Here is an 18,850-nt window from a genome sequence, read left to right as displayed (position 1 = left end):
CGCTGGGGGACGTGACTTCGACTGCTTCTAATAAGGAATCCACTCAGCTGACCGCCGAAACCGATGTTGACATGCTGACTATTCAGCGCGTGCTGTTTGCTCCGCCCGCAGACTGGGTGGAGCCGGATTTGTACTACCGAGTCGAAGGCGTTGGCGCCTACGACAGCTCGGTGCAGGCCACCCGTAACTCGATCACGCTCGGTCGCCACACCGTAGTGCGCACTGACACCTACTTCGGGCGCTTCCGAGCTTCTTACTGGCAGCGCTGGACCTCAATTAAGCAGGTCGAAATCCGTGCGCGCGTGGTCGGTTCCGCGCGTGTGCTGGCCTACACCGAGGATATTGGGGGCCACCTCCGATTGGAGGACTCCTGGGCAGCGGGTGGCTCGGATGCCGACGGCAACTGGACCGGTGAGCACTCGCCGATGTCGGGTTCTGCCAATGAAGAGGTTCGCCTGACCGTCCCGCTGGACCGCTTCGCCGATGGCGGTGCCATTCACCTGCGCTTCGACACCGAGGACGCAGGCGCAAAGATTTCCGATGTCCGCTATGTTGTGCCCAAGTCGGCTATCAAGCGCGATATTCCGACTGACCTGGTCATTTGTTCTTACAACCGACCGGTTGACTGTGCTCGAACCGTCGCCACGCTGGCTGAGGACCTGCCAGCCCTTGAGCGCGTTCGCACCATCCGCGTCGTTGACCAGGGCGAACAGCACCCGGCCGACGAAGCTGACTTCATTCAGGCCAAGGAGATCCTCGGCGAGCGCCTGAACGTTGTCCACCAGCCGAACCTCGGCGGCGCCGGCGGTTTCTCCCGCGGCATGCGCGATGCCACCGCTGCGGGCGACTGCATGGTGCTGCTTACCGACGACGACATCCGCCCCGAGCCCGAAACCACCCTGCGCCTATCCGCCCTGGCCGTATGCGCGGAAAAGCCGATGCTGCTCGGCGCGCAGATGCTCTTCCTGTTCAACCCGACCAGCCTCTTCCGCACCGGCGAGACGTACAACTGGAAGGCGCTGACGGTCGAGGAGAACGACCCCAAGTTCGGTTACGCCGACGTGGACGTGCGCAAGTACCACCAGCTGCGTCGCCTGGGCGTTGACTACAACGCCTGGTGGACCTGCCTGGTGCCGTCCGAGGTCATTAAGAAGATTGGCCTGGCGCTGCCGCTGTTCTTCCAGTACGACGACATCGACTACGGATTCCGCGCCGCCAAGGCCGGTTACCCGACTGACACCATTCCGGGCGCCGCCGTCTGGCACGCCGATTTCTACTGGAAGGACATCGAAAACGCCGCCCAGTACTTCGGCCTGCGCAACTCCCTCATCGCCGCCACCATGCACGGCGATGTCACCGCAAAGGACATGGTCAACGTCGCTTCACGACGAATCCTCTCGAACCTGGTCTCCATGCGCTACGGCCTGGCCTGGACGCAGATGGAAGCTGTTCGTGACCTGCTGCGTGGCCCGGAGGTGCTGAAGAACGCATCGCAGGGCGACTTCGCTCGCATTTCCGCTGGTCGAAAGAACTTCCCGGAGACCGAGCTGCTGCCGATGCACGAGATGCCGGGTGGTCTGACCCCAGTTCGCCCGCCGTCACACGAGATCTCCAGCGAAAATAAGACGATGGCAAAGCGTTTGGCTTATACGCAGATGGGTAAGAAGCGCCCGGGACCGGTGGCTGTGGCCTTCGAGGACTCCTTCTGGTGGCACATTTCCACCTTCGACGATGTCTGGGTTACCGATGCTTCCCAGAATGGAGTGCGTCACCTGGTCCGCGACCTGGATAAGGAAAAGTCCATGCGCGCCGAGACCATCAGCCTCATGCGCGAACTGTCCTCCAAGTGGGACGACCTTGCGAAGCAGTGGCGTGCCGCCGTGCCATCTTTGACCAGCGAAGACAACTGGGAAAAGTTCTTCCAAGGCGAGTAGTTCTTCAATCATGACCACGCACACACCCACGCCTTCGACTAGCTCAGGTGACAAAACCCGCAAACAGCTCATCACCATCTTGGTGCTGCTGGTGTTGATTATCCTTGCGATGGTCGTGTTCCTAATAACCAAGATTTCCGGGGATCGAGGTGGCGATTCGGCGGCTGCCGAGGGCAGTGCGTCGTCGTCAAGCGAAAATGGCGATGCGCAGGCGCAGGCGGAGAAGGCCGTCGTTGTGTACAAGCAGGTGCTGGCGAACCCGGCGCCACTGCAGACTTTTGTCGGTGAAGTTAGTCCTGGTGGGGCGATGAAATATGCGCTCGTGCATCTTGATGATGGGTGCGTGCCCGAGCTGGTGCTGAACTATGGCACAAGTGCGATGAGCGCCGAAATTGATGCGATTGGTGTCTACGGCGTTGACGAAAATGGTCAGGAAATTCAGTTTCAGAATTCCTACCATGACGGCGTGACTTCTGTGGGCGGTGTACGTCGCGCTCTTCAGCGAGCAACTGGGCAGCCGGGTATGTTCTCGTTTTCTGCAGAGAGAGGCGGACGTAATCAGGAAGATTTGCTGGTGACGCGCCAGGGCAATGAGCTGGTGGAAACGCCTGCGAATCCGGGTGCCGGGGAGTTCGAGCAGTTTAACTGGATTCCGGCTGACAACCTGGATGTCGTCGAGGCCATTGCTGCTGGTAATGACTGCGCGCCGGGCTCGGGCTCGGGCTCGAATGGTGCTGGCGCTGATGGTGGTAACGGTGGCAACGGTGGCAACGGTGGCCCGAATCCGACGGCGGGGCGGTCGGCTTCGGGGTCGGGGTCTGGTTCGGGTTCGCAGTCCGGGGCTTCGGGTTCGCAGTCTGGGCCTTCGGACTCGGATTCTTCGGCGACAACGTCTGGAGCCAATTCGCTCACGGGAACCGTGAAAGTGTTCCAGACCAGAGCGGAGGTTCTTGCCTATGAGCAGCGACAGGATCCAAATCCTGGTGCGCAGGATAAAGGTCCCTATGCCATCTTGGTGTTGGATCAGCCGACCGAGGTAACGGCGAAGCTATCTGGGCAAGGCGGGCCGGATGCGCGTGTGATTGAAAAAGCCGTAGTCAATCCCGCTCTGCACAACGATGGTGAGCACACAACAATTACCTTCGCCGACGACGAATACTACTGGCCATCTGACCCGGGAGTTCCTTCTGGAATCGTTCTCGAGAATGCGCCGCGGAATTAGCCTGAACTAGTCTCTACGCAGTTATCCACAGCCGCCAAATTGTCCACAGAAACGGGCAATTCGGCGGCTTTTCTGCTGCCAATTTCCGCGGGGTCGACCATAACTAAAGGCACTAATTCCAATGCGTGAATTCCTGTAGCCCACCTCGGGGAGCGTGCCTAAACCAATGCCTAACTGGACTTACGATTCCGATGGCCTCATCCACGCGGCTTCGCAGAAACAAATCAAGCATCCTTGTGAATATGTCAGTGCCAAGTCAGAGCTGGATAATCTGCACGGGCACGTCGGAAGCGCAAATATTCGAGATGGATCCCTGCTCAGACTGGCGTACGGCACCTACATCGAGTGCTCTCGCTGGAATGCGCTGTCAGCATTCGAACGTTTTCAACTACAGATAAAGGCACTGGTCAAGCCAGGTTCCGGGACAATCATTACGGGCGAAGCAGCCGCTGCGTTGCATGGCATCCCGTTGCTTGTTCGAAATGCCACAATCGCGCTTGCCAATTCCGGCCTGCGCCGACCTGGCGGCGGATTGCGCCATGTCAGTGGCAGAATCCTCGAACAAGACATCGTTCGCATTGGTGGGCGCTGCGTTACCGATGTGCCGAAAACCGTCATCGATATCTGCCGCACCGCCGAGTCCGAAAACGGGCCAATCATCGTTGACACCGCACTGCGACAGTGGTGTGACCTCGAAGAACTGCACACCGTCCTCACAAATTACCCACGTTCGCCGGGTACCCGCCGCGCCCGCGAGCTACTTCGAACTGCCAGCGCACACAGCGAAACCATCGGTGAGTCAATCACAAAGAAATGCATAATCGACTCAGGAATTGCCACGCTTTACGACGAAAAATGCGTGCTCATGCAGCAAGTCGAGTTCTATGACAGTGAAGGATTCATTGGGCGCGTCGATTTTTATGTGCCTCATCTGAATTTGATCATTGAGTTCGATGGGCTGACTAAGTATTCCGGTGGCGGGGTAGCAGCTACGGAGACTGTGCTTCTGAAAGAGCAAGCTCGCGAGAAGCGTCTGCGAAACCTCCACTTAGATGTACTCCGCTTCCAATGGGCGCAGGTCATTAATGGGGACTGCGTGGAGGTCTTGCGACAGTTTGCTATTCGGCAGAGGCAGCGCATTCAGGCAGGTGGGTTGGTATTTTCGTCCGAAGTTGGGCGTTTTCGTCAAGCCACTGTCCCGTATAAAGATCGGCAGCTCCGTGAGTCCAGAATCCAGGAGCGTAAGCAGCGTTTGCAGCTTCTGGAAAATGCACCGGCCTCGCGCGACTCCCGCTGAGTTCGGCTTCTGACCTATTGCAATTGTGCTGACTTATGGCCAACTTTCCGCCACTTGTCGATGACTTTTCAGGACTTATGGCCACGCTGTTGGCCTGGCCCGCGCACTTATCGTAGGACTATTCACTTATGCGCAGGCTGTAGCGCATCGATGAGTGAATACCTCATCGATATGTCAGTGGAGGAGAAGGGAACCAGGGGTTAGGTAACGCTTTTGCGCACTGAGCACTCGAAATGCGGACTACACGACCCGGGCGAGATCAAATATGCAGGCCAGCGCCTCAGCCTCAGCCCCACCAGCCGCAACGTCTGCGCTCCAGGCCAGCGCCACAGCCTCAGCCCCACCAGCCGCAACGCCAGCCCGAACTACTTCGACTTTGGATCGAAGCGCTCGAAGTTCTCCGCGCGCCCCTGCTTCAGTAGCTTGAACCAGCGGTAGAAGCCGCGGACATCGCGGCGCTGGACCAGGAAGAACCAGCCGAAGCGCAGGAACTCCTGTGGCATGAGCTTGCGCATGCCGGGCTGGCTCATCAGGTAGCCGCGGTTGCGGTAGGTGAAGTAGCGCTTGAAGTCGTTGGTCGGGTACTGCGTGTGCATCTTGCCGCCGAGAATGGGCACAAATTCACCCGAGCCGGAGGGGTGCAGGTAGGCCGTCGTCAAGCATGTGCCGAACCGGAGGCCGGAGCGGACCAGGCGGCGGTGGAATTCGACCTCGTCGCCGCGGATGAATAGGCGGTAGTCGGGAACGCCGAGCTGTTCCAGCGAGCGGGCGCTAAACAGCGCGCCGTTGAACAGGGATGCGATGCCGGGCAGGAGATCGTGGTTGCCGTCGATGGTCTCGAGGTCGCTAGGCAGTTCGAGCCCGGTAGCAGCCTTCTGATCTGCGAAATTGGTGAACCACTTCGTGCCCTCGGAGTCGCGTACTTCCGGGAGTTTGGGGTTGATGCCGCTTTCGAAAAGCTCCTCGCGATGACGGCGCCACACCAGCCCGCGGCGCAGGGGGAATGCCAGCTTGTTCGGGGCCTTAATGTCGCAGACCACCGGCGAGACAGCGTCGAGCTGGTGACGTCGCGCGCAGCTGTGCAGCGCCTTCAGCACGTAGGAGTCCTCCGGGCGCCCGTCATCATCGGCGCACCAAATCCACTCCGCGCCCAGCGACAGCGCAGTCAGCATACCCAGTGCGAAACCACCAGCGCCGCCCAGGTTCGTCTTGGAACCGACGTAGTGAATCTCCGGCGCCGATCCGCTTTCCGACGACTGCTGCGCCGCCACCTGCTCGGCGAGTTCCTTGACCTTCGGGTCGTTGCCGTTGTCGACGATGATGAGCCACTTCGGCATGTGGGTCTGGCTGGCAACGATGGGAAGCGATTGGCGCAGGTCCTCGATGCGGTTGTGAGTCACCACGATTGCGGCCGTTGCTGCCTCATCGTGATTTGGGTGGTCAGCCGAGTTTTCGCTCACTTCGTTCTCCATCGGGGACGTACCGTTTATTACTGTTTTTATTGCTGTCTATCTTGCCATGTTGCTCCGGGTGAGCAATTCCAAGCATCCGTGCCGCCCGCCAGCCGCCGGCCGGCTGCCCGCGAGCCGCTCGCTCGGCCACGATGGGGGAACCGCGCCCGGACTCCCGGCGAAGCTGCTACCGTCGCTGCGCGAGCACGCGGCGCACCTGGTCGGCGGCCTCTTTACCTTCGTAGGCTTCGACCACTTCGTCGACAAGCCCTGCCTGTCGAACCGTACCGTGATCAATCCACAGCGCCGTGTCGCACAGCTGCGCCAGGAACTCATTTGAGTGCGACGCAAACACCAGCAGACCGGAGCGATCGACCAATTCGGTCAACTTCGTCCGGGCCTTCGCCATGAATGCGGCGTCGACGGCTCCGATGCCTTCGTCGAGAAGCAAAATCTCCGGCTCAATGGACGTGACCACGCCGAGCGCCAGTCGCACGCGCATACCGGTGGAGTAGGTGCGCAGTGGCATGTGCAGGTAGTCGCCGAGTTCGGTGAACTCTGCGATTTCGTCGAGCTTGGATTTCATCTGCTTGCGCGTCTGCCCCAGGAACAGACCGCGGATGATGATGTTTTCCAGGCCTGAGATCTCCGGGTCCATGCCGACACCGAGGTCGAACACCGGAGCCACACGGCCGCGCACATCGGCGGCACCGCGCGTGGGCTCATAGATGCCCGACAGCAGTCGCAGCAGCGTGGACTTACCCGCTCCGTTGTGGCCAACCAAGCCGACGCGGTCGCCCTCGCGCAGATGGATGTTGATGTCCTTCAGCGCCTCAATGACCACGACATTGGAGTCATTGCGGCCAATCGCACCACCCGCGGCGCCGAGGAACGCCTTCTTCATCGACCGCGATTTGGCGTCGAAAATGGGGAAGTCAACGCACGCGTTGTAAGTATCAATGCTGACCATGCTTATCCCTTGCTAGTTCTATTCGCTTAACGACGGCCTTTGCGGCCTAAACCCAGTAGCTCACGCGGGAGCGCCACAGGCGCATGGCTCCGAGTGCCAGCAACAGGCCGACTGTGGTGCAGGCGAGGACAATCCACCAGTGGTAGGTATCCACCGGCTGGCCGGTCAATGGGGCGCGGATGATTTCCAGGTAGTGGAACAGCGGGTTGATCTCTGCGATGCGTGCGCGTTCGGCGACGGCACCGCCCTGTTCCTCCAGCGTCTTGGTGGTCCACACAATCGGAGTCATGTAAAACACCAGCTGAATTAGGGAATCCAGCAGTGGTGCCACGTCGCGGTAGCGCGTAGCGATGATGCCGAAGAACATCGTCACCCACACACCGTTGACCACCAGCAGCGCCATCGCGGGGATGACCAGGAAGAAGTTCCAGCCCAAATCCGGACGGAAGACCAGCACGAGAATCAGCCAAATCACCATGTTGTGGGCCAGGAAAAGCAACTGACGCCACACCAGCCTGTAGACGTGAACGCTCAGCGCACTGGGCAACTGTTTGATCAGGCCTTCGTTTTCAATGAAGACGGTTGCGCCCTCGCGCACGCAGCCGGAGATGAATCCCCAGATGATCAGGCCAACGGTCACGTGTGGCAGGAAGAACGCCAGCTCCTGCTGGAACAGCAGCGAGTACAGCAGGCCGAGAGCGAGGGCCATGGCGCCGGTGGCAATGGTGATCCACAGTGGGCCAAGCGTGGAGCGGCGGTAGCGCTGCTTGATGTCCTGCCAGCCCAGCTGCAGCCACAGCTCGCGCTGGCCGAAGCCGATAGCTAGATCCCGCCAGGCAGCGCCCATGGTGCGGGAACGCGACTTGAAAGCCGGTGCCTCGCCTGTTGCGTCAGTTATGCGCGCAATGTCGCGACGGAGAGTTTCCTCCGTGCGGATAGCGGAGCCATTGCGCACAGTATTGGCCGGCTGGTCGGCTGCAGCTGCGGATTGGCGATCATTTTCTGCGTTAGTCACGTCTCCAAACTACTAGCTAGGGCGGTTTAGATTGAATACCGACGGCACTGGGCGAGCCATTATTCCATGTCGTGACAGCGAACAACGGTCGCGTGGGACGGTCGTCATTGGTGGTGACGTGGTGCTTCTGAGACTGGTTCCACTGTTGGTTATGTGACTGGTTATGTGACCCTGGAAAACTTACATACAATCGCCGCTGTAACTGCTTTATGGCATGCAGCTGGTGCATATGGTTCACGCATCGGGAGTGCTTGCGCATGGATACAGGCAGGAAAAGTTCGGCCAATTTTAAGCAACTGCTAAAAAGGGATAAAGATTATCCTATATGGGGTTGCTTCGATAGAATTGGCTCCAACTAAGATGTGCAAGCGATACACGGTTCGGGGCATGGATGCTCGATTCGTGGGTGATTGCACAGTTAACTCTGAAATAGATATCGCAGCTTGAATTCGAAACCGGGAAAGGGTTTTCATGGCCTTCGATGTGCCGACAACCAGGGGTGCTTACTCGTCGCTTTCCGACGGGTGGACATACCTCAATGCGGGTCAACGCGCCCAGGTGCCCGAGCGTGTCCAGGCTGCGATGATTTCTGCATTTCGCAATGCGCAGAAGTCCCTTCCCGGTGAGACTGGGGCGGGGGCTCATGGCCAGTCTCGCAGCTCGGGCGTTCCCGCTGCAGCGGAACTAACCGCCAGTGCGCGCCGGGCTTTTGCGGACCTCACTGGCGGCCCGGTCGCCGGTGTGGTGTTGGGATCTTCGCGTGAGGTGCTCATGGAGCAGTTCACGTCCGCAATGAGTCGACGCTTGACGCTCGGCTCTAACCTGGTGATTTCTCGCATTGGTTCGCAAGTTGTACACGCACCACTACGCCGAGCAGCCAATCTCTACGGAGCTCAAGTCCGCATTGCTGAGGCTGACTTGTCCTCGGGTACGTTGCCGTCCTGGCAGTTCGACGAGCTCGTAGACGAGCACACTCGCCTCGTTGTCGTCCCGGCCGCGGATCCGTTCATTGGCACCATTGCCCCGGTAGCTGACATTTCTCGGCGGGTGCATGAGTACTCCAACGCCTGGGTTTTGGTTGATGCCTCGGATATTGTCGCCTACCGCGATGTGTCGATGAGCAAGCTGGGCGCCGACATCATGCTGGTTGATGCCTCCGTGCTGGGCGGGCCTGAGGTCGCAGCATTGGTGTTCAAGGATCCCGAGATGTTCGAGCGCATGACGTCGTTAAGCTATGTGCCGAATGTGCGCGGCGTCGAGCGGATCGAGGTTTCCCCGGTGTCGCCGGCATTGCTCGGCGGAGTGTCGGAATCGGTGCTGCACCTGGCATCGCTGGATAGCACGGCGAGGGGGTCGCGTAGGCACCGCATTGAAACGGCGATGCCGCAGGTTTCTCGCTACTTGACGACGTTGTCGGAACGCCTAATTGCGGCGTTGATGACCCTGCCGCGGGTGTACATCATCGGCATGGATACCGAAGATGATTCTTTCGCGAGTGTGTCGCGGGCACAGCACATTCCGCGCGTTAGCTTCCTCGTCGATGGGGTGTCGGCGAAGGTGGTCGTGGATAGGTTGCTGGATAATGGCCTCGTGACCAGCATTGTTGATGCATACGAATCGCCACTGCTGGAGGCCATGGGCATCGATGAGGCTGGAGGCGCCGTGGGAGTTGGCCTCCAGCCGTTCAATACGCCGCACGACATTGACCAGCTCGTGCGCGCAGTTGCCTCGCTCGGTTAACTAGGTAGTCAGCTAACTAGACGGTCAGCACAATCTTGCCGCTGACCGCGCCGCTGTCGAGCAGTTCGTGGGCCTTGGCTGCGTCGCGCATATCCATGACCTCATGAATTTGAGGGGTGACGGTGCCGTCGGCAAGCATTGGCCAGATGGTGTCCTCTGTGGCGTTGACGATGCGAGCCTTGTCAGCGAGATCGCGGTAGCGCAGGCCGGTGGCGGTGATGGAGCCGCGCTTGCTCAGCAGGCGGCCGATGTTGAGCTCGCCCTTAACGCCTCCCTGCATGCCGATGATGACCAGGTGGCCGTCCTTCGCCAGGGCCTTGACGTTTCGGTCGAGGTACTTTGCGCCCATGATGTCCAGAATGACGTTGGCGCCACCCTCAGCTGCAACGATCTCCTCGAAGTCCTCTTCCTTGTAATTGATGAGGATGTCGGCGCCGAGCTCCTTGCACTTAGCCAGCTTCTCCGCCGAACCGGCGGTGACTGCGACGCGAGCACCGAGCCGCTTGGCCATCTGAATAGCGAAAGTGCCGATGCCACCCGCGCCACCGTGGACCAGCAGTAGGTCGCCTTCCTTGAGGCCGGCAATCATCACGACATTCGAGAACACCGTGCAGGCAACCTCGACGATGGATGCTGCCTCGGTGAAGGAGTAGCCATGTGGCAGGGGGAGAATCTGGCCGGCCGGGACTGCGACCTTTTCGGCGTAAGCGCCACCGGAGAGAAGGCAGCAGACCTCGTCGCCGACTTTCCAGCCCTGGGAGTCCCCCTTGACCTCTTCAATGACACCCGCGCACTCCAGGCCGAGGGTGTCGGTCACGCCCTTCGGCGGCGGGTAGTGTCCAGCGGCCTGCAGTAGGTCAGCGCGGTTTACGCCAGCGGCCTTGACCTTGACCAGCACCTGCCCATCCTCGAGAGTCGGTTCCGGAGCATCGGCCCATTCCAGGGCGCGGGGGTTGGAAAGATCAGTCTGAATGATTGCCTTCATAGTCTTCAAAGGTAATGCAAAAACTGGTTATGCACGCGGTATTTCAACCTCTTTTGCAATTAGCAAAAATAGTTATGTCTGTAGAGGTGGATGCTTGGGGTGTGGTTTCCGATGAAGGGCTTGCGAAAGGTGCTGGCAAGGGGTGTTATGAGGGCGTTTGCTGCCTTACGGCGGTATGCGGTTATGATGTTGGCGTTGGAAGTATGGCAGAGCGGCCGAATGCACTGGTCTTGAAAACCAGCGAGGGTCACACCTCCGGGGGTTCAAATCCCTCTACTTCCGCAGATGAAACCCTCGGTAGATTTTCTACCGGGGGTTTCTTCATTTGTCTTCAAAATTGGCGTATGTGGTGGGGCCAGCGACGGATAGTCGTACCGTACGTAACCGCGGTATTGCGCGCATTGCTGCATTCTCTCCGGCCGCAGGTATGACATGCGCGGACATGTGCGGGATTCGGCAGTATCGCACATGCTCAGGAACTGGTGGTCAATGACACCATCGCCAAGGGGCGCCGACGCGATTGCCGACGGTTCGTTGAATACAGGAACTGAAATCCACTTCAACCCGGGGCACTCGGTGGAAAAGCTGCATGACATGGACCCGAAACCGTTGTGGCCTGAAACAATACGGGCAATTTGCCAAAACCGGTAAGCTCGGTCTTGCTGTAATACAAACCCAGCGTCATACTGGCGGACGGTATTGAGGGAAAAGGTCGAACAATGGCAACGAATCGGAGCAACCACTCGGACGACTCGTTCGGTGAGTGGAGCATAAATCCGGACGCGTCAGATGATCAGCCCTCTGCAGATACGCCGGCAAATGCGTGGAGCGCTGTGGATGGGGCACAGTGGGAGCAGACTGAGGGGCAAACGCAGTATCTGCAGCAGTATCAACAGTCCCAGCAGCCTGAACCGTACCGCCCCGCCCCCTACGTCCCTGGCCCGCAAGCTGGGCCGGCTGCTGCACCGAGCAATGACAATAAGGGGCTGACCATCGCGGTTATTGTCCTGGCGCTCGTTGCGGTTGCCCTCCTCGTCGGCGCAATGGCCTTCTTCTACTTCTCCGATTCGAAGGGAGTGAATTCGGCCGGCAGCAATTCATCCCAGTCGGTTCAGTCCGCTAGAACTGAGGATTCCTCCACGTCGTCGACCGCTGAGCAGAAGCGTCGCGCTGAAGGGTTCCAGCCGCCATCGAACTGGCGTCACTGCTCCGGCTCGGGCGATCCGGGTGATTTGAACTTGGTATATGCAGAAGATGTCGGTGGTAACACTACGACCTGTCAGTTTGCCACCAACGTGCGCAATTCCTTCGTTGAGCAGTACCAACTTACGAAGAAGCTCAACGGTACAGTCACCGCTAGCAGCCCAACAACTGGCAAGACATACAGCATGACCTGCCGCGATAACGGTGAGGTTGTCACTTGCACCGGCGGTACGAATGCGACGGTGCACATTGTCTAAACGTCTCCGAGTAGCTCTGGCCGCAACCGCCGTCGTCACGCTCGGCCTTAGCGCCTGCACCATCGGCACCGACTCGGCGGACATGCCGTCGCCGACGCTGTCCAATCCGCTTGACGACGGCCCCGGCGGAGCATCCTCCGACAGGAAAGTTGTGCCCGGTGAGATGCCTCGCGAAGTTGTCGAGGCAGTGAAGTCCGCGCAAAAGGAACTCGGTGGTCTGGCCGGCGCCGCTCTGGCAACGCCGGATAAAGATTCCGAAGTGGTTTCCACGGGCGACTTCAAAACGGGTCCGGCCTGGTCTACCTCCAAGGTGCCGATTGCGGTGGCTTATGTGCGCGAATCGGGCGTGGATTCCCTGGTCGAATCCGCAATCACGGTTTCCGATAACGATGCGGCTGAGTCCATGTGGTACTCCCTGGGCGATGACGCGACCGCGGGCGCGACCACCGACGAGATTCTCCGAGAGGGCCACGACACCCGCACCGTCATGGGCACTGACCGCATCCGTGCGGAATACACCGTCTTCGGGCAGACGCAGTGGGATTTGCGCGACCAGGCTATTTTCGGCGCCAATTTGCAGTGCATCGAGGCGGGCCCAAAGGTCGCTGACCTCATGGGACAGATTGCCGACGAGCAGTCCTACGGCCTCGGACGCATCCGCGGTGCCCACTTCAAGGGTGGGTGGGGCCCAGATGATGAAGGTGTCTACCTTGTGCGACAGTTCGGCTATCTGCCGGGCAAGAAGCCGGGCACCTTCGTTGGTGTCGCTATCGCAGCCCAGCCTGACGACGGCACCTATGAGACCGGCCAGCAAATGCTTGACCGCATCGCAAAGGCGATTGAGCGCAGCGGTGGCGCGACCACCGGCCGCGCCGGTAGCTGCTAGCTGAGCGATAGCTGCTAGTGCTCAATTCCTAGCGCAGCCAGCAGCTGCGAGGTCTCTTCCTCAGTAGTGATGGTGATGCGAGCACCTTCGCCGGCGAAGCAGCGGATGAGAATGTTGCGCTGCGCCAGGAAGTCACCGAGATCCGTGGTGGTGGCCACCGAGACGTCGTCAAGCAAAGAGAGATTCGCGATCCGCCCCTCGTCAATCCAAATGAAGTTGGCCTGCGAGTTCGGCAGCACCGTCTCGCGGCCGGTGGCGGCGTTGATGGCCTCTGTGACGGCGACGCGCTGTGCGCGGACCTCAGCAATGCGGGCGGTGAGCTCTTCCTGTGCGTCGAGCGAGGTGAGCGCGGCAATCTGCGCGAGAGTGTTTACGGAGAAGGGGATAGCGACCTTATTCACGGCCTCCACAAGCTTCTCCGGGCCGAACATGTAGCCCACGCGGAGCCCGGCCAAACCGTAGACCTTGGAGAATGTGCGCAAACCGACCAGGTTGGGGTAGGTATCCAGCAGCTCATGCGCCAACGGGGTAGCGGCATGAGTGGCCTCGTCCACCAGCTCGATGTACGCCTCGTCGAGAGCGACCACAACATCGCCCGGAACCTGCGCCATAAACTCCGCGAAAGCCTCGCGAGTGATGGTCGTGCCCGTCGGGTTATTGGGATTACAGACGAAAACCAGGCGTGTGCGGCCGGTGATAGCGGCAGCCATTGCCGAAAGATCATTGCGACCCTGCGCATCCAGCGGCACCGGCACCGGAGTAGCCCCGGCGACGCGAGCGAGAATGGGGTAGGCCTCGAAGCTGCGCCACGGGAACACGACCTCATCCCCATCCGCACAGGTGGCCTGTACGAGCTGCAGGCACAGAGCAGAGGAGCCGCAGCCGACCGCGACCTGCTCCATGGGCAGACCCAGGTGCTCGCCGAGCTTAATGCGCAGGTCAACCGCGCCCATGTCCGGGTAGCGGTTCGGGCTGGTGGTTGGGTCAGCGATGGTCTGTGAGATGGCCTCCACCACCGAGGGCAGTGGCGGTTGGGTCATTTCATTGGACGCGATCTTCAGCGCGCCGGGCACAGCCTTGCCCGGGACATAGGCCGGAACCTGCTCGAGGTCGGCGCGGGTTTTGGGCTGAACTGAAGATGCATCGTTGGTCATAGGCCTAACTGTAGAACATGGCCCGGATTGGGCAGTACAGAATCCCCGCAAAATCCCAAGGTGTGGTCGCTATTTGTGGCGCCGTATTTGGTGGCTCCGCGGGTGTTTTGCTTTTCAATTCTTGTGTTCTGTAGGATTGGCTGCGGTTATTTGGTCTCGTCCACGCAATGGCGAACAGCTTTGCTGAAGCGGGACCGATGCCAGTGGTTTTGGAGGCGTGCCAGAGCGGCCGAATGGGGCTCCCTGCTAAGGAGTTGCCTGTCTTGCGACGGGCCGGAGGTTCGAATCCTCTCGCCTCCGCCACACGCGCCCGTAGCTCAACGGATAGAGCATCTGACTACGGATCAGAAGGTTAGGGGTTCGAATCCCTTCGGGCGCACCATGTAGACCCGCACCTTGTAGGTGCGGGTCTTTTTGTTTTATTACCTGGCAGTGCAGCGCGAGCCGGGGCATTGCGGGGCGGGGCAGCGCGGTCCTTCACTTGTGGCCAGGGTTCGGTCACTTATCGATGGTTTCTCGTGACCTGTCGATGGTTTTTCGCCACTTATGCGCGCGCTGTGGGTGCTATGTGTGCACTTGTCGATGCGCTGTTCACTTGTGGCCAGGCTATAGCGAATCGATGGGTGAACTATGCATCGATAAGACAACGAACCAGCTCCCTTGCTCCAGCAACGCGCAGCAACAGGTAGCAAAGCGCAGCAACAGGCACCAACCCGGACCTGCCGCCCGACTCACCACCTCCCTGAGCCGCCACGGCCGTACCTCCAACACCCCCGCGCAGCCTTTGCCTGGCCGAATCCGATTAGCCTGGCCTTGTACTTGGTCAATCGGGGCTTCCGCCCCGCGCCGCCCCGCGCCGCCTCGCACGCCGGGGGACATTTTCCTATCCTGAACAGTTGCAATAGACTTAGACCCCGGTTGCCCTCCCCGTATTTCGATAGGAGCCTTGATGGACGCCCGTCTAGCCGTTCGCCGTAAGCCCGAGTTCCGCAATGAGGAAGCTACGCTGCTGTCCTCGATCGGCCAGGACGGTGAGGTGGCAATCTACTATCTCTACGATGCTTTCGATGCGACGGAGGAGGACCTCGTCGCGCTGCGTGAGTCGGTAGTTGCTGATTCGCGTGTCGACGAGCTGGCCGAGCTCCCGACGCCCGCCGAGCTGGGGAACTACCTTGCTGTCGAGCCTCTTCCTGGCCAGTACGACCAGCGTGCCGATGCCGCCGAGCAGGCCCTGCGGCTACTCCGCCCGGAAACCCGCGCGCAGATCACCTCGGCAACGCTGTATGTTTTCGACGCTCCGGTGAATGACGCCGTACGCTCCTTCCTCATTAACCCGGTCGAGTCGGGGGAGAAGAACCTGAACGTCCTGCGCCGTCCGAGCATGGGCGAGATTGAGCCGCTGAAGGAGTACCCGGGCTTCACCGAGCTGGATGACGAAGGCCTGGCCGAGCTGCTCGCAGCCGACGGCATGGCCATGTCGCTGGCCGATCTGAAGACCATCCAGGACTACTTCCGCTCCGAGGGCCGCACTCCGACCGAGGTGGAGCTGTCCGCGCTGGATACCTACTGGTCAGACCACTGTCGCCACACCACCTTCAACACCGAGCTGACCTCCATCGAGAACAACGAGCCGCGCTTTGCCGCGCAGTTGGATCGCGCGCTGCGTCGCTACGACGAGCTGCGTGAACTCAACGGCCGCACTCACAAGCCACGCACCCTGATGGACATGGGCACCATCATGGGCCGCGAACTGCGTCGCACGGGCGTGATGGATGACCAGGAAGTTTCCGAGGAAATCAACGCCTGCTCCGTCTACGTCGACGTCGAGGGCGATGACCGCAAGTGGCTGCTCATGTTCAAGAACGAGACCCACAACCACCCGACCGAAATCGAGCCGTTCGGTGGCGCCTCCACCTGTCTCGGCGGCGCAATCCGTGACCCGCTGTCAGGCCGTTCCTGGGTCTACCAGGCCATGCGTCTGTCCGGCGCAGGTGACATCAACACTCCGCGCGAGCAGACCCTCGAGGGCAAGCTGCCGCAGCGCGATATCTCCTCTCGTGCCGCAGCCGGCTACTCCTCCTACGGAAACCAGATCGGTCTGGCCACCACTGGTGTGCGCGAGCTGGTCCACCCGGGATACGTCGCTAAGCGAATGGAACTCGGTGCCGTCGTCGCCGCTGCCCCGGCAGACAACGTCAAGCGCCTCGAACCTGCGCCGGGCGATGTGGTGATCATGCTCGGTGGCCGCACCGGCCGTGACGGCGTCGGCGGTGCGACCGGCTCGTCGAAGGCCCACGATGAGGACTCGCTGGGCCGCTCCGGCGCCGAGGTGCAGAAGGGTAACCCGGTCAACGAGCGCAAGATTCAGCGCCTGTTCCGCCGCGAGGATGTCGCCACCAAGATCGTCCGTTGTAATGACTTCGGCGCTGGTGGCGTGTCCGTTGCGGTTGGTGAGCTGGCTGACTCCATTGACATTCACCTCGAGCGCGTGCCGCTGAAGTACGCCGGTCTGAATGCCCGCGAAATCGCGATTTCCGAGTCCCAGGAGCGCATGGCGCTGGTCGTGCGCCCGGAGGATGCCGACTTCATCATCGCCGCCGCTGCCGAGGAGAACATTGAGGCCGTCGCGCTGGCCGACATCACCGACACTGGCCGTCTGCGCATGTTCATGGGCGACGAGGTTGTCTTCGACCTCTCCCGTGAGTTCATCGACACCAACGGCGCTGACCGCGCCCAGAATGTCGAGATGGTTGCTGCGGAGGGCGGCGTCGTAAAGCAGGCACCGGCGAGCGTGCTGGAGTCGCTGCGTGCGGCGACGGCGGGCTCCCAGGAGGGCATGATCGAGCAGTTCGACTCGACCGTCGGCCGCTCCACCGTGCTCATGCCGTACGGTGGCGCGACGCAGAAGACCGACGAGCAGGCGTCGATCCAGACGCTGCCGGTCGATGGCGGCACGAGCACCGCGTCCGTCATGACTTGGGGTTACTCGCCATCGCTTGCCGACGAGTCCCCGTACCTCATGGGCTCCTACTCCGTCGTGGAGGCACTGGCTAAGCTCGCAGCGGCCGGTGGCGATCCGCGCGGTGCCTGGCTGAGTGTGCAGGAGTACTTCCAGCGCCTGGACCAGGATCCGCAGCGCTGGGGCGAGGTTGCGCAGGCTCTGCTTGGCCTGCTGGAGGCTCAGGATGGCTTCCAGGTTGCGGCCATTGGCGGTAAGGACTCCATGTCCGGCACCTACGGCGAGGATCTGCACGTGCCGGCGACACTGGTGACCTTTGCGGTCGCTGCAATGGACGAAACCGACGCTGTGTCCGCTGCAATCCCGGCCGGTAACTTCGACCTCTACCTGTTTGCGCACAAGCCGCTCGAGTCCGGGGAACCGAACTACGAGCAGCTCAATGAACTGTTTGCTGCTGTGCGCGAGCTGCGTCCGGCTGCTGCTTCGGCTGTGACCAACGCGGATCTGGCCGCGACTCTGGTCAACATGGCTGTGGGCAATGGCGTGGGCCTGGAGGCATCCCTTCCGGAGGCTCCGCTGGGTTCCATCGTTGTGGCTGTTCCAGCTGGTCAGGCTGTTGAGGGTGCTGTTGAGGGGGCCATTGCGGGGGCCGTGAAGATTGGTGCCACCGACGAGTCGGGTACCTTGCGCTTCGGTGCGGAGTCCTTCACGGTCGCTGAGGCTCTGGAAGCGATGGAGTCCGGTTACCGTGACGTCTTCCCACTCAATGAGTACGAGGGCGAGGCCCTGCCGGAGTTTGCCAACCAGGTAAACGAAACCGAGACCGACCTGCAGAGCCCGGGCAAGAAGGATGTCCACGTGCTGCTGCCGGTCTTCCCGGGTACCAACTCCGAATACGACATGGCCGAAGCATTCGTCGCAGCTGGCGCTACCTACGAGTTCCACGTTATCCGCAACCTGACCCCGGCAATGCTGGCGGAGGACACGAAGGCGTTCATCGAGAAGCTTCAGGACGCCGACATCCTGGCGTTCTCCGGTGGCTTCTCCCTGGGGGATGAGCCGGACGGGTCCGCCAAGTTCATCGCCGCGTTCCTGCGTTCCGACGATGTCGCAGCCGCCGTCAAGGAGTTCGTGGCCGACAACGGTCTTGTGCTCGGTATTTGTAACGGTTTCCAGGCGCTGGTCAAGTCCGGCTTCCTGCCGTACGGCGACCCTGCGCAGCTCCGCGAGGACTCGCCGACCCTGGCCCACAACCGCCAGCTGCGTCACGTTTCCCGCATCGCTACTACTCGCGTCGCGACCGTGAATTCCCCGTGGCTGCGTGGTTTCGAGCCAGGCCAGACCCACCTCATGCCGGTTTCTCACGGTGAGGGCCGTTTCGTGGTTTCCGAGGACGAGGCCCGCCGCCTGTTCGAGGCCGGTCAGGTCGCTTTCCAGTACGTCGATGCCGACGGCGATGCCGAGGGCGTGCCGACGATGACAGCGCCAGCCAACCCGAACGGTTCCTCCTACGCCATTGAGGGCATTGTCAGTGCTGACGGCAGGATTCTGGGCAAGATGGGCCACCCGGAGCGTTTCCGCGAAGGCCTGATGCGCAACATTCCGGGCATTGGTGAGCAGGACATCTTTGGCAACGCTGTCCGCTGGGTCCGCGGCGAGTAGGACTGGTCTGGTGCTGTGCGGCGGATAGTCTCCGCCGCGCGTACAGCTTACGCTGCCACCCGCAGCTATAGCGGGTGGCGCAGTTGCAGCCTAAGACTCTTCCCGGGTTGCCCGG

The 18,850-nt window shown here is 60.8% G+C and carries 12 protein-coding genes and 3 tRNA genes; 10 read left to right on the top strand and 5 right to left on the bottom strand.

Annotated elements, in window-relative coordinates; translation table 11 throughout:
- The first annotated feature begins 11 nt into the window (after positions 1 to 11).
- The 3 genes from CRD13_RS05905 to CRD13_RS05895 all read left to right on the top strand — a co-directional run bounded on the left by CRD13_RS05905 (position 12) and on the right by CRD13_RS05895 (position 4,453).
- Positions 12 to 1,934 carry a glycosyltransferase gene (locus CRD13_RS05905; RefSeq protein WP_016421829.1) on the top strand — a complete coding sequence of 641 codons (1,923 nt, stop codon included), beginning with the start codon at positions 12 to 14 and terminating at the stop codon, positions 1,932 to 1,934.
- 10 nt (positions 1,935 to 1,944) lie between these two features.
- Entirely contained in the window at positions 1,945 to 3,156 is a 1,212-nt protein-coding gene (locus CRD13_RS05900; protein WP_187401409.1) for a hypothetical protein, read from the top strand.
- A gap of 166 nt (positions 3,157 to 3,322) precedes the next feature.
- Positions 3,323 to 4,453 carry a hypothetical protein gene (locus tag CRD13_RS05895; protein WP_187401408.1) on the top strand — a complete coding sequence of 377 codons (1,131 nt, stop codon included), beginning with the start codon at positions 3,323 to 3,325 and terminating at the stop codon, positions 4,451 to 4,453.
- Between the two features lie 365 nt (positions 4,454 to 4,818).
- Here CRD13_RS05895 and CRD13_RS05890 read toward each other — a convergent pair whose 3' ends face one another.
- The 3 genes from CRD13_RS05890 to CRD13_RS05880 all read right to left on the bottom strand — a co-directional run bounded on the left by CRD13_RS05890 (position 4,819) and on the right by CRD13_RS05880 (position 7,889).
- The gene (locus CRD13_RS05890; protein ID WP_049189777.1) at positions 4,819 to 5,925 is read right to left on the bottom strand and encodes a glycosyltransferase; all 1,107 of its coding nucleotides are present in this window, start codon (positions 5,923 to 5,925) and stop codon (positions 4,819 to 4,821) included.
- A gap of 166 nt (positions 5,926 to 6,091) precedes the next feature.
- Positions 6,092 to 6,874, bottom strand: coding sequence for an ABC transporter ATP-binding protein (locus tag CRD13_RS05885; protein ID WP_005510871.1), 783 nt, complete (start codon positions 6,872 to 6,874; stop codon positions 6,092 to 6,094).
- A gap of 46 nt (positions 6,875 to 6,920) precedes the next feature.
- Positions 6,921 to 7,889, bottom strand: coding sequence for an ABC transporter permease (locus CRD13_RS05880; RefSeq protein ID WP_370549646.1), 969 nt, complete (start codon positions 7,887 to 7,889; stop codon positions 6,921 to 6,923).
- 471 nt (positions 7,890 to 8,360) lie between these two features.
- Between CRD13_RS05880 and CRD13_RS05875 the strand changes: the two genes are divergently transcribed.
- Positions 8,361 to 9,629, top strand: coding sequence for an aminotransferase class V-fold PLP-dependent enzyme (locus CRD13_RS05875; protein ID WP_126107804.1), 1,269 nt, complete (start codon positions 8,361 to 8,363; stop codon positions 9,627 to 9,629).
- A gap of 16 nt (positions 9,630 to 9,645) precedes the next feature.
- On the opposite strand, the gene CRD13_RS05870 is transcribed toward CRD13_RS05875, so the two are convergent.
- A complete protein-coding gene (locus CRD13_RS05870; protein ID WP_048732059.1) occupies positions 9,646 to 10,614 on the bottom strand; it encodes an NAD(P)H-quinone oxidoreductase in 969 nt (322 codons plus the stop codon).
- A 197-nt stretch (positions 10,615 to 10,811) separates the two neighbouring features.
- On the opposite strand from CRD13_RS05870, the gene CRD13_RS05865 reads away from it, so the two are divergent.
- The 3 genes from CRD13_RS05865 (at position 10,812) to CRD13_RS05855 (ending at position 12,960) form a co-directional block, all read left to right on the top strand.
- Positions 10,812 to 10,896, top strand: a tRNA-Ser gene (locus CRD13_RS05865).
- A gap of 437 nt (positions 10,897 to 11,333) precedes the next feature.
- Positions 11,334 to 12,074 carry a hypothetical protein gene (locus CRD13_RS05860; protein WP_088611831.1) on the top strand — a complete coding sequence of 247 codons (741 nt, stop codon included), beginning with the start codon at positions 11,334 to 11,336 and terminating at the stop codon, positions 12,072 to 12,074.
- Positions 12,067 to 12,960 (top strand): hypothetical protein, encoded by an 894-nt coding sequence (locus tag CRD13_RS05855; protein ID WP_240593275.1) that lies wholly within the window; start codon positions 12,067 to 12,069, stop codon positions 12,958 to 12,960. Before CRD13_RS05860 ends, CRD13_RS05855 begins: the two co-directional genes overlap by 8 nt.
- A gap of 14 nt (positions 12,961 to 12,974) precedes the next feature.
- Here the strand turns inward: CRD13_RS05855 and CRD13_RS05850 are convergent, their stop codons facing one another.
- The gene (locus CRD13_RS05850) at positions 12,975 to 14,114 is read right to left on the bottom strand and encodes a histidinol-phosphate transaminase (protein ID WP_088611833.1); all 1,140 of its coding nucleotides are present in this window, start codon (positions 14,112 to 14,114) and stop codon (positions 12,975 to 12,977) included.
- Positions 14,115 to 14,325: 211 nt separating this feature from the next.
- Between CRD13_RS05850 and CRD13_RS05845 the strand changes: the two genes are divergently transcribed.
- The 3 genes from CRD13_RS05845 to CRD13_RS05835 all read left to right on the top strand — a co-directional run bounded on the left by CRD13_RS05845 (position 14,326) and on the right by CRD13_RS05835 (position 18,735).
- Positions 14,326 to 14,417 (top strand) — tRNA-Ser (locus tag CRD13_RS05845).
- Positions 14,418 to 14,420: 3 nt separating this feature from the next.
- A tRNA-Arg gene (locus CRD13_RS05840) sits at positions 14,421 to 14,496 on the top strand.
- Between the two features lie 567 nt (positions 14,497 to 15,063).
- A complete protein-coding gene (locus CRD13_RS05835) occupies positions 15,064 to 18,735 on the top strand; it encodes a phosphoribosylformylglycinamidine synthase (RefSeq protein ID WP_187401407.1) in 3,672 nt (1,223 codons plus the stop codon).
- The last annotated feature ends 115 nt before the right edge of the window (positions 18,736 to 18,850 follow it).

The sequence above is a fragment of the Corynebacterium sp. LK26 genome (assembly GCF_014335085.1).
In the GTDB taxonomy this organism is placed as follows: Bacteria; Actinomycetota; Actinomycetes; order Mycobacteriales; family Mycobacteriaceae; genus Corynebacterium; species Corynebacterium jeikeium_D.
Note: the sequence above shows the minus strand (reverse complement) of the source record. Positions and strands in the feature narration are given on the sequence as shown.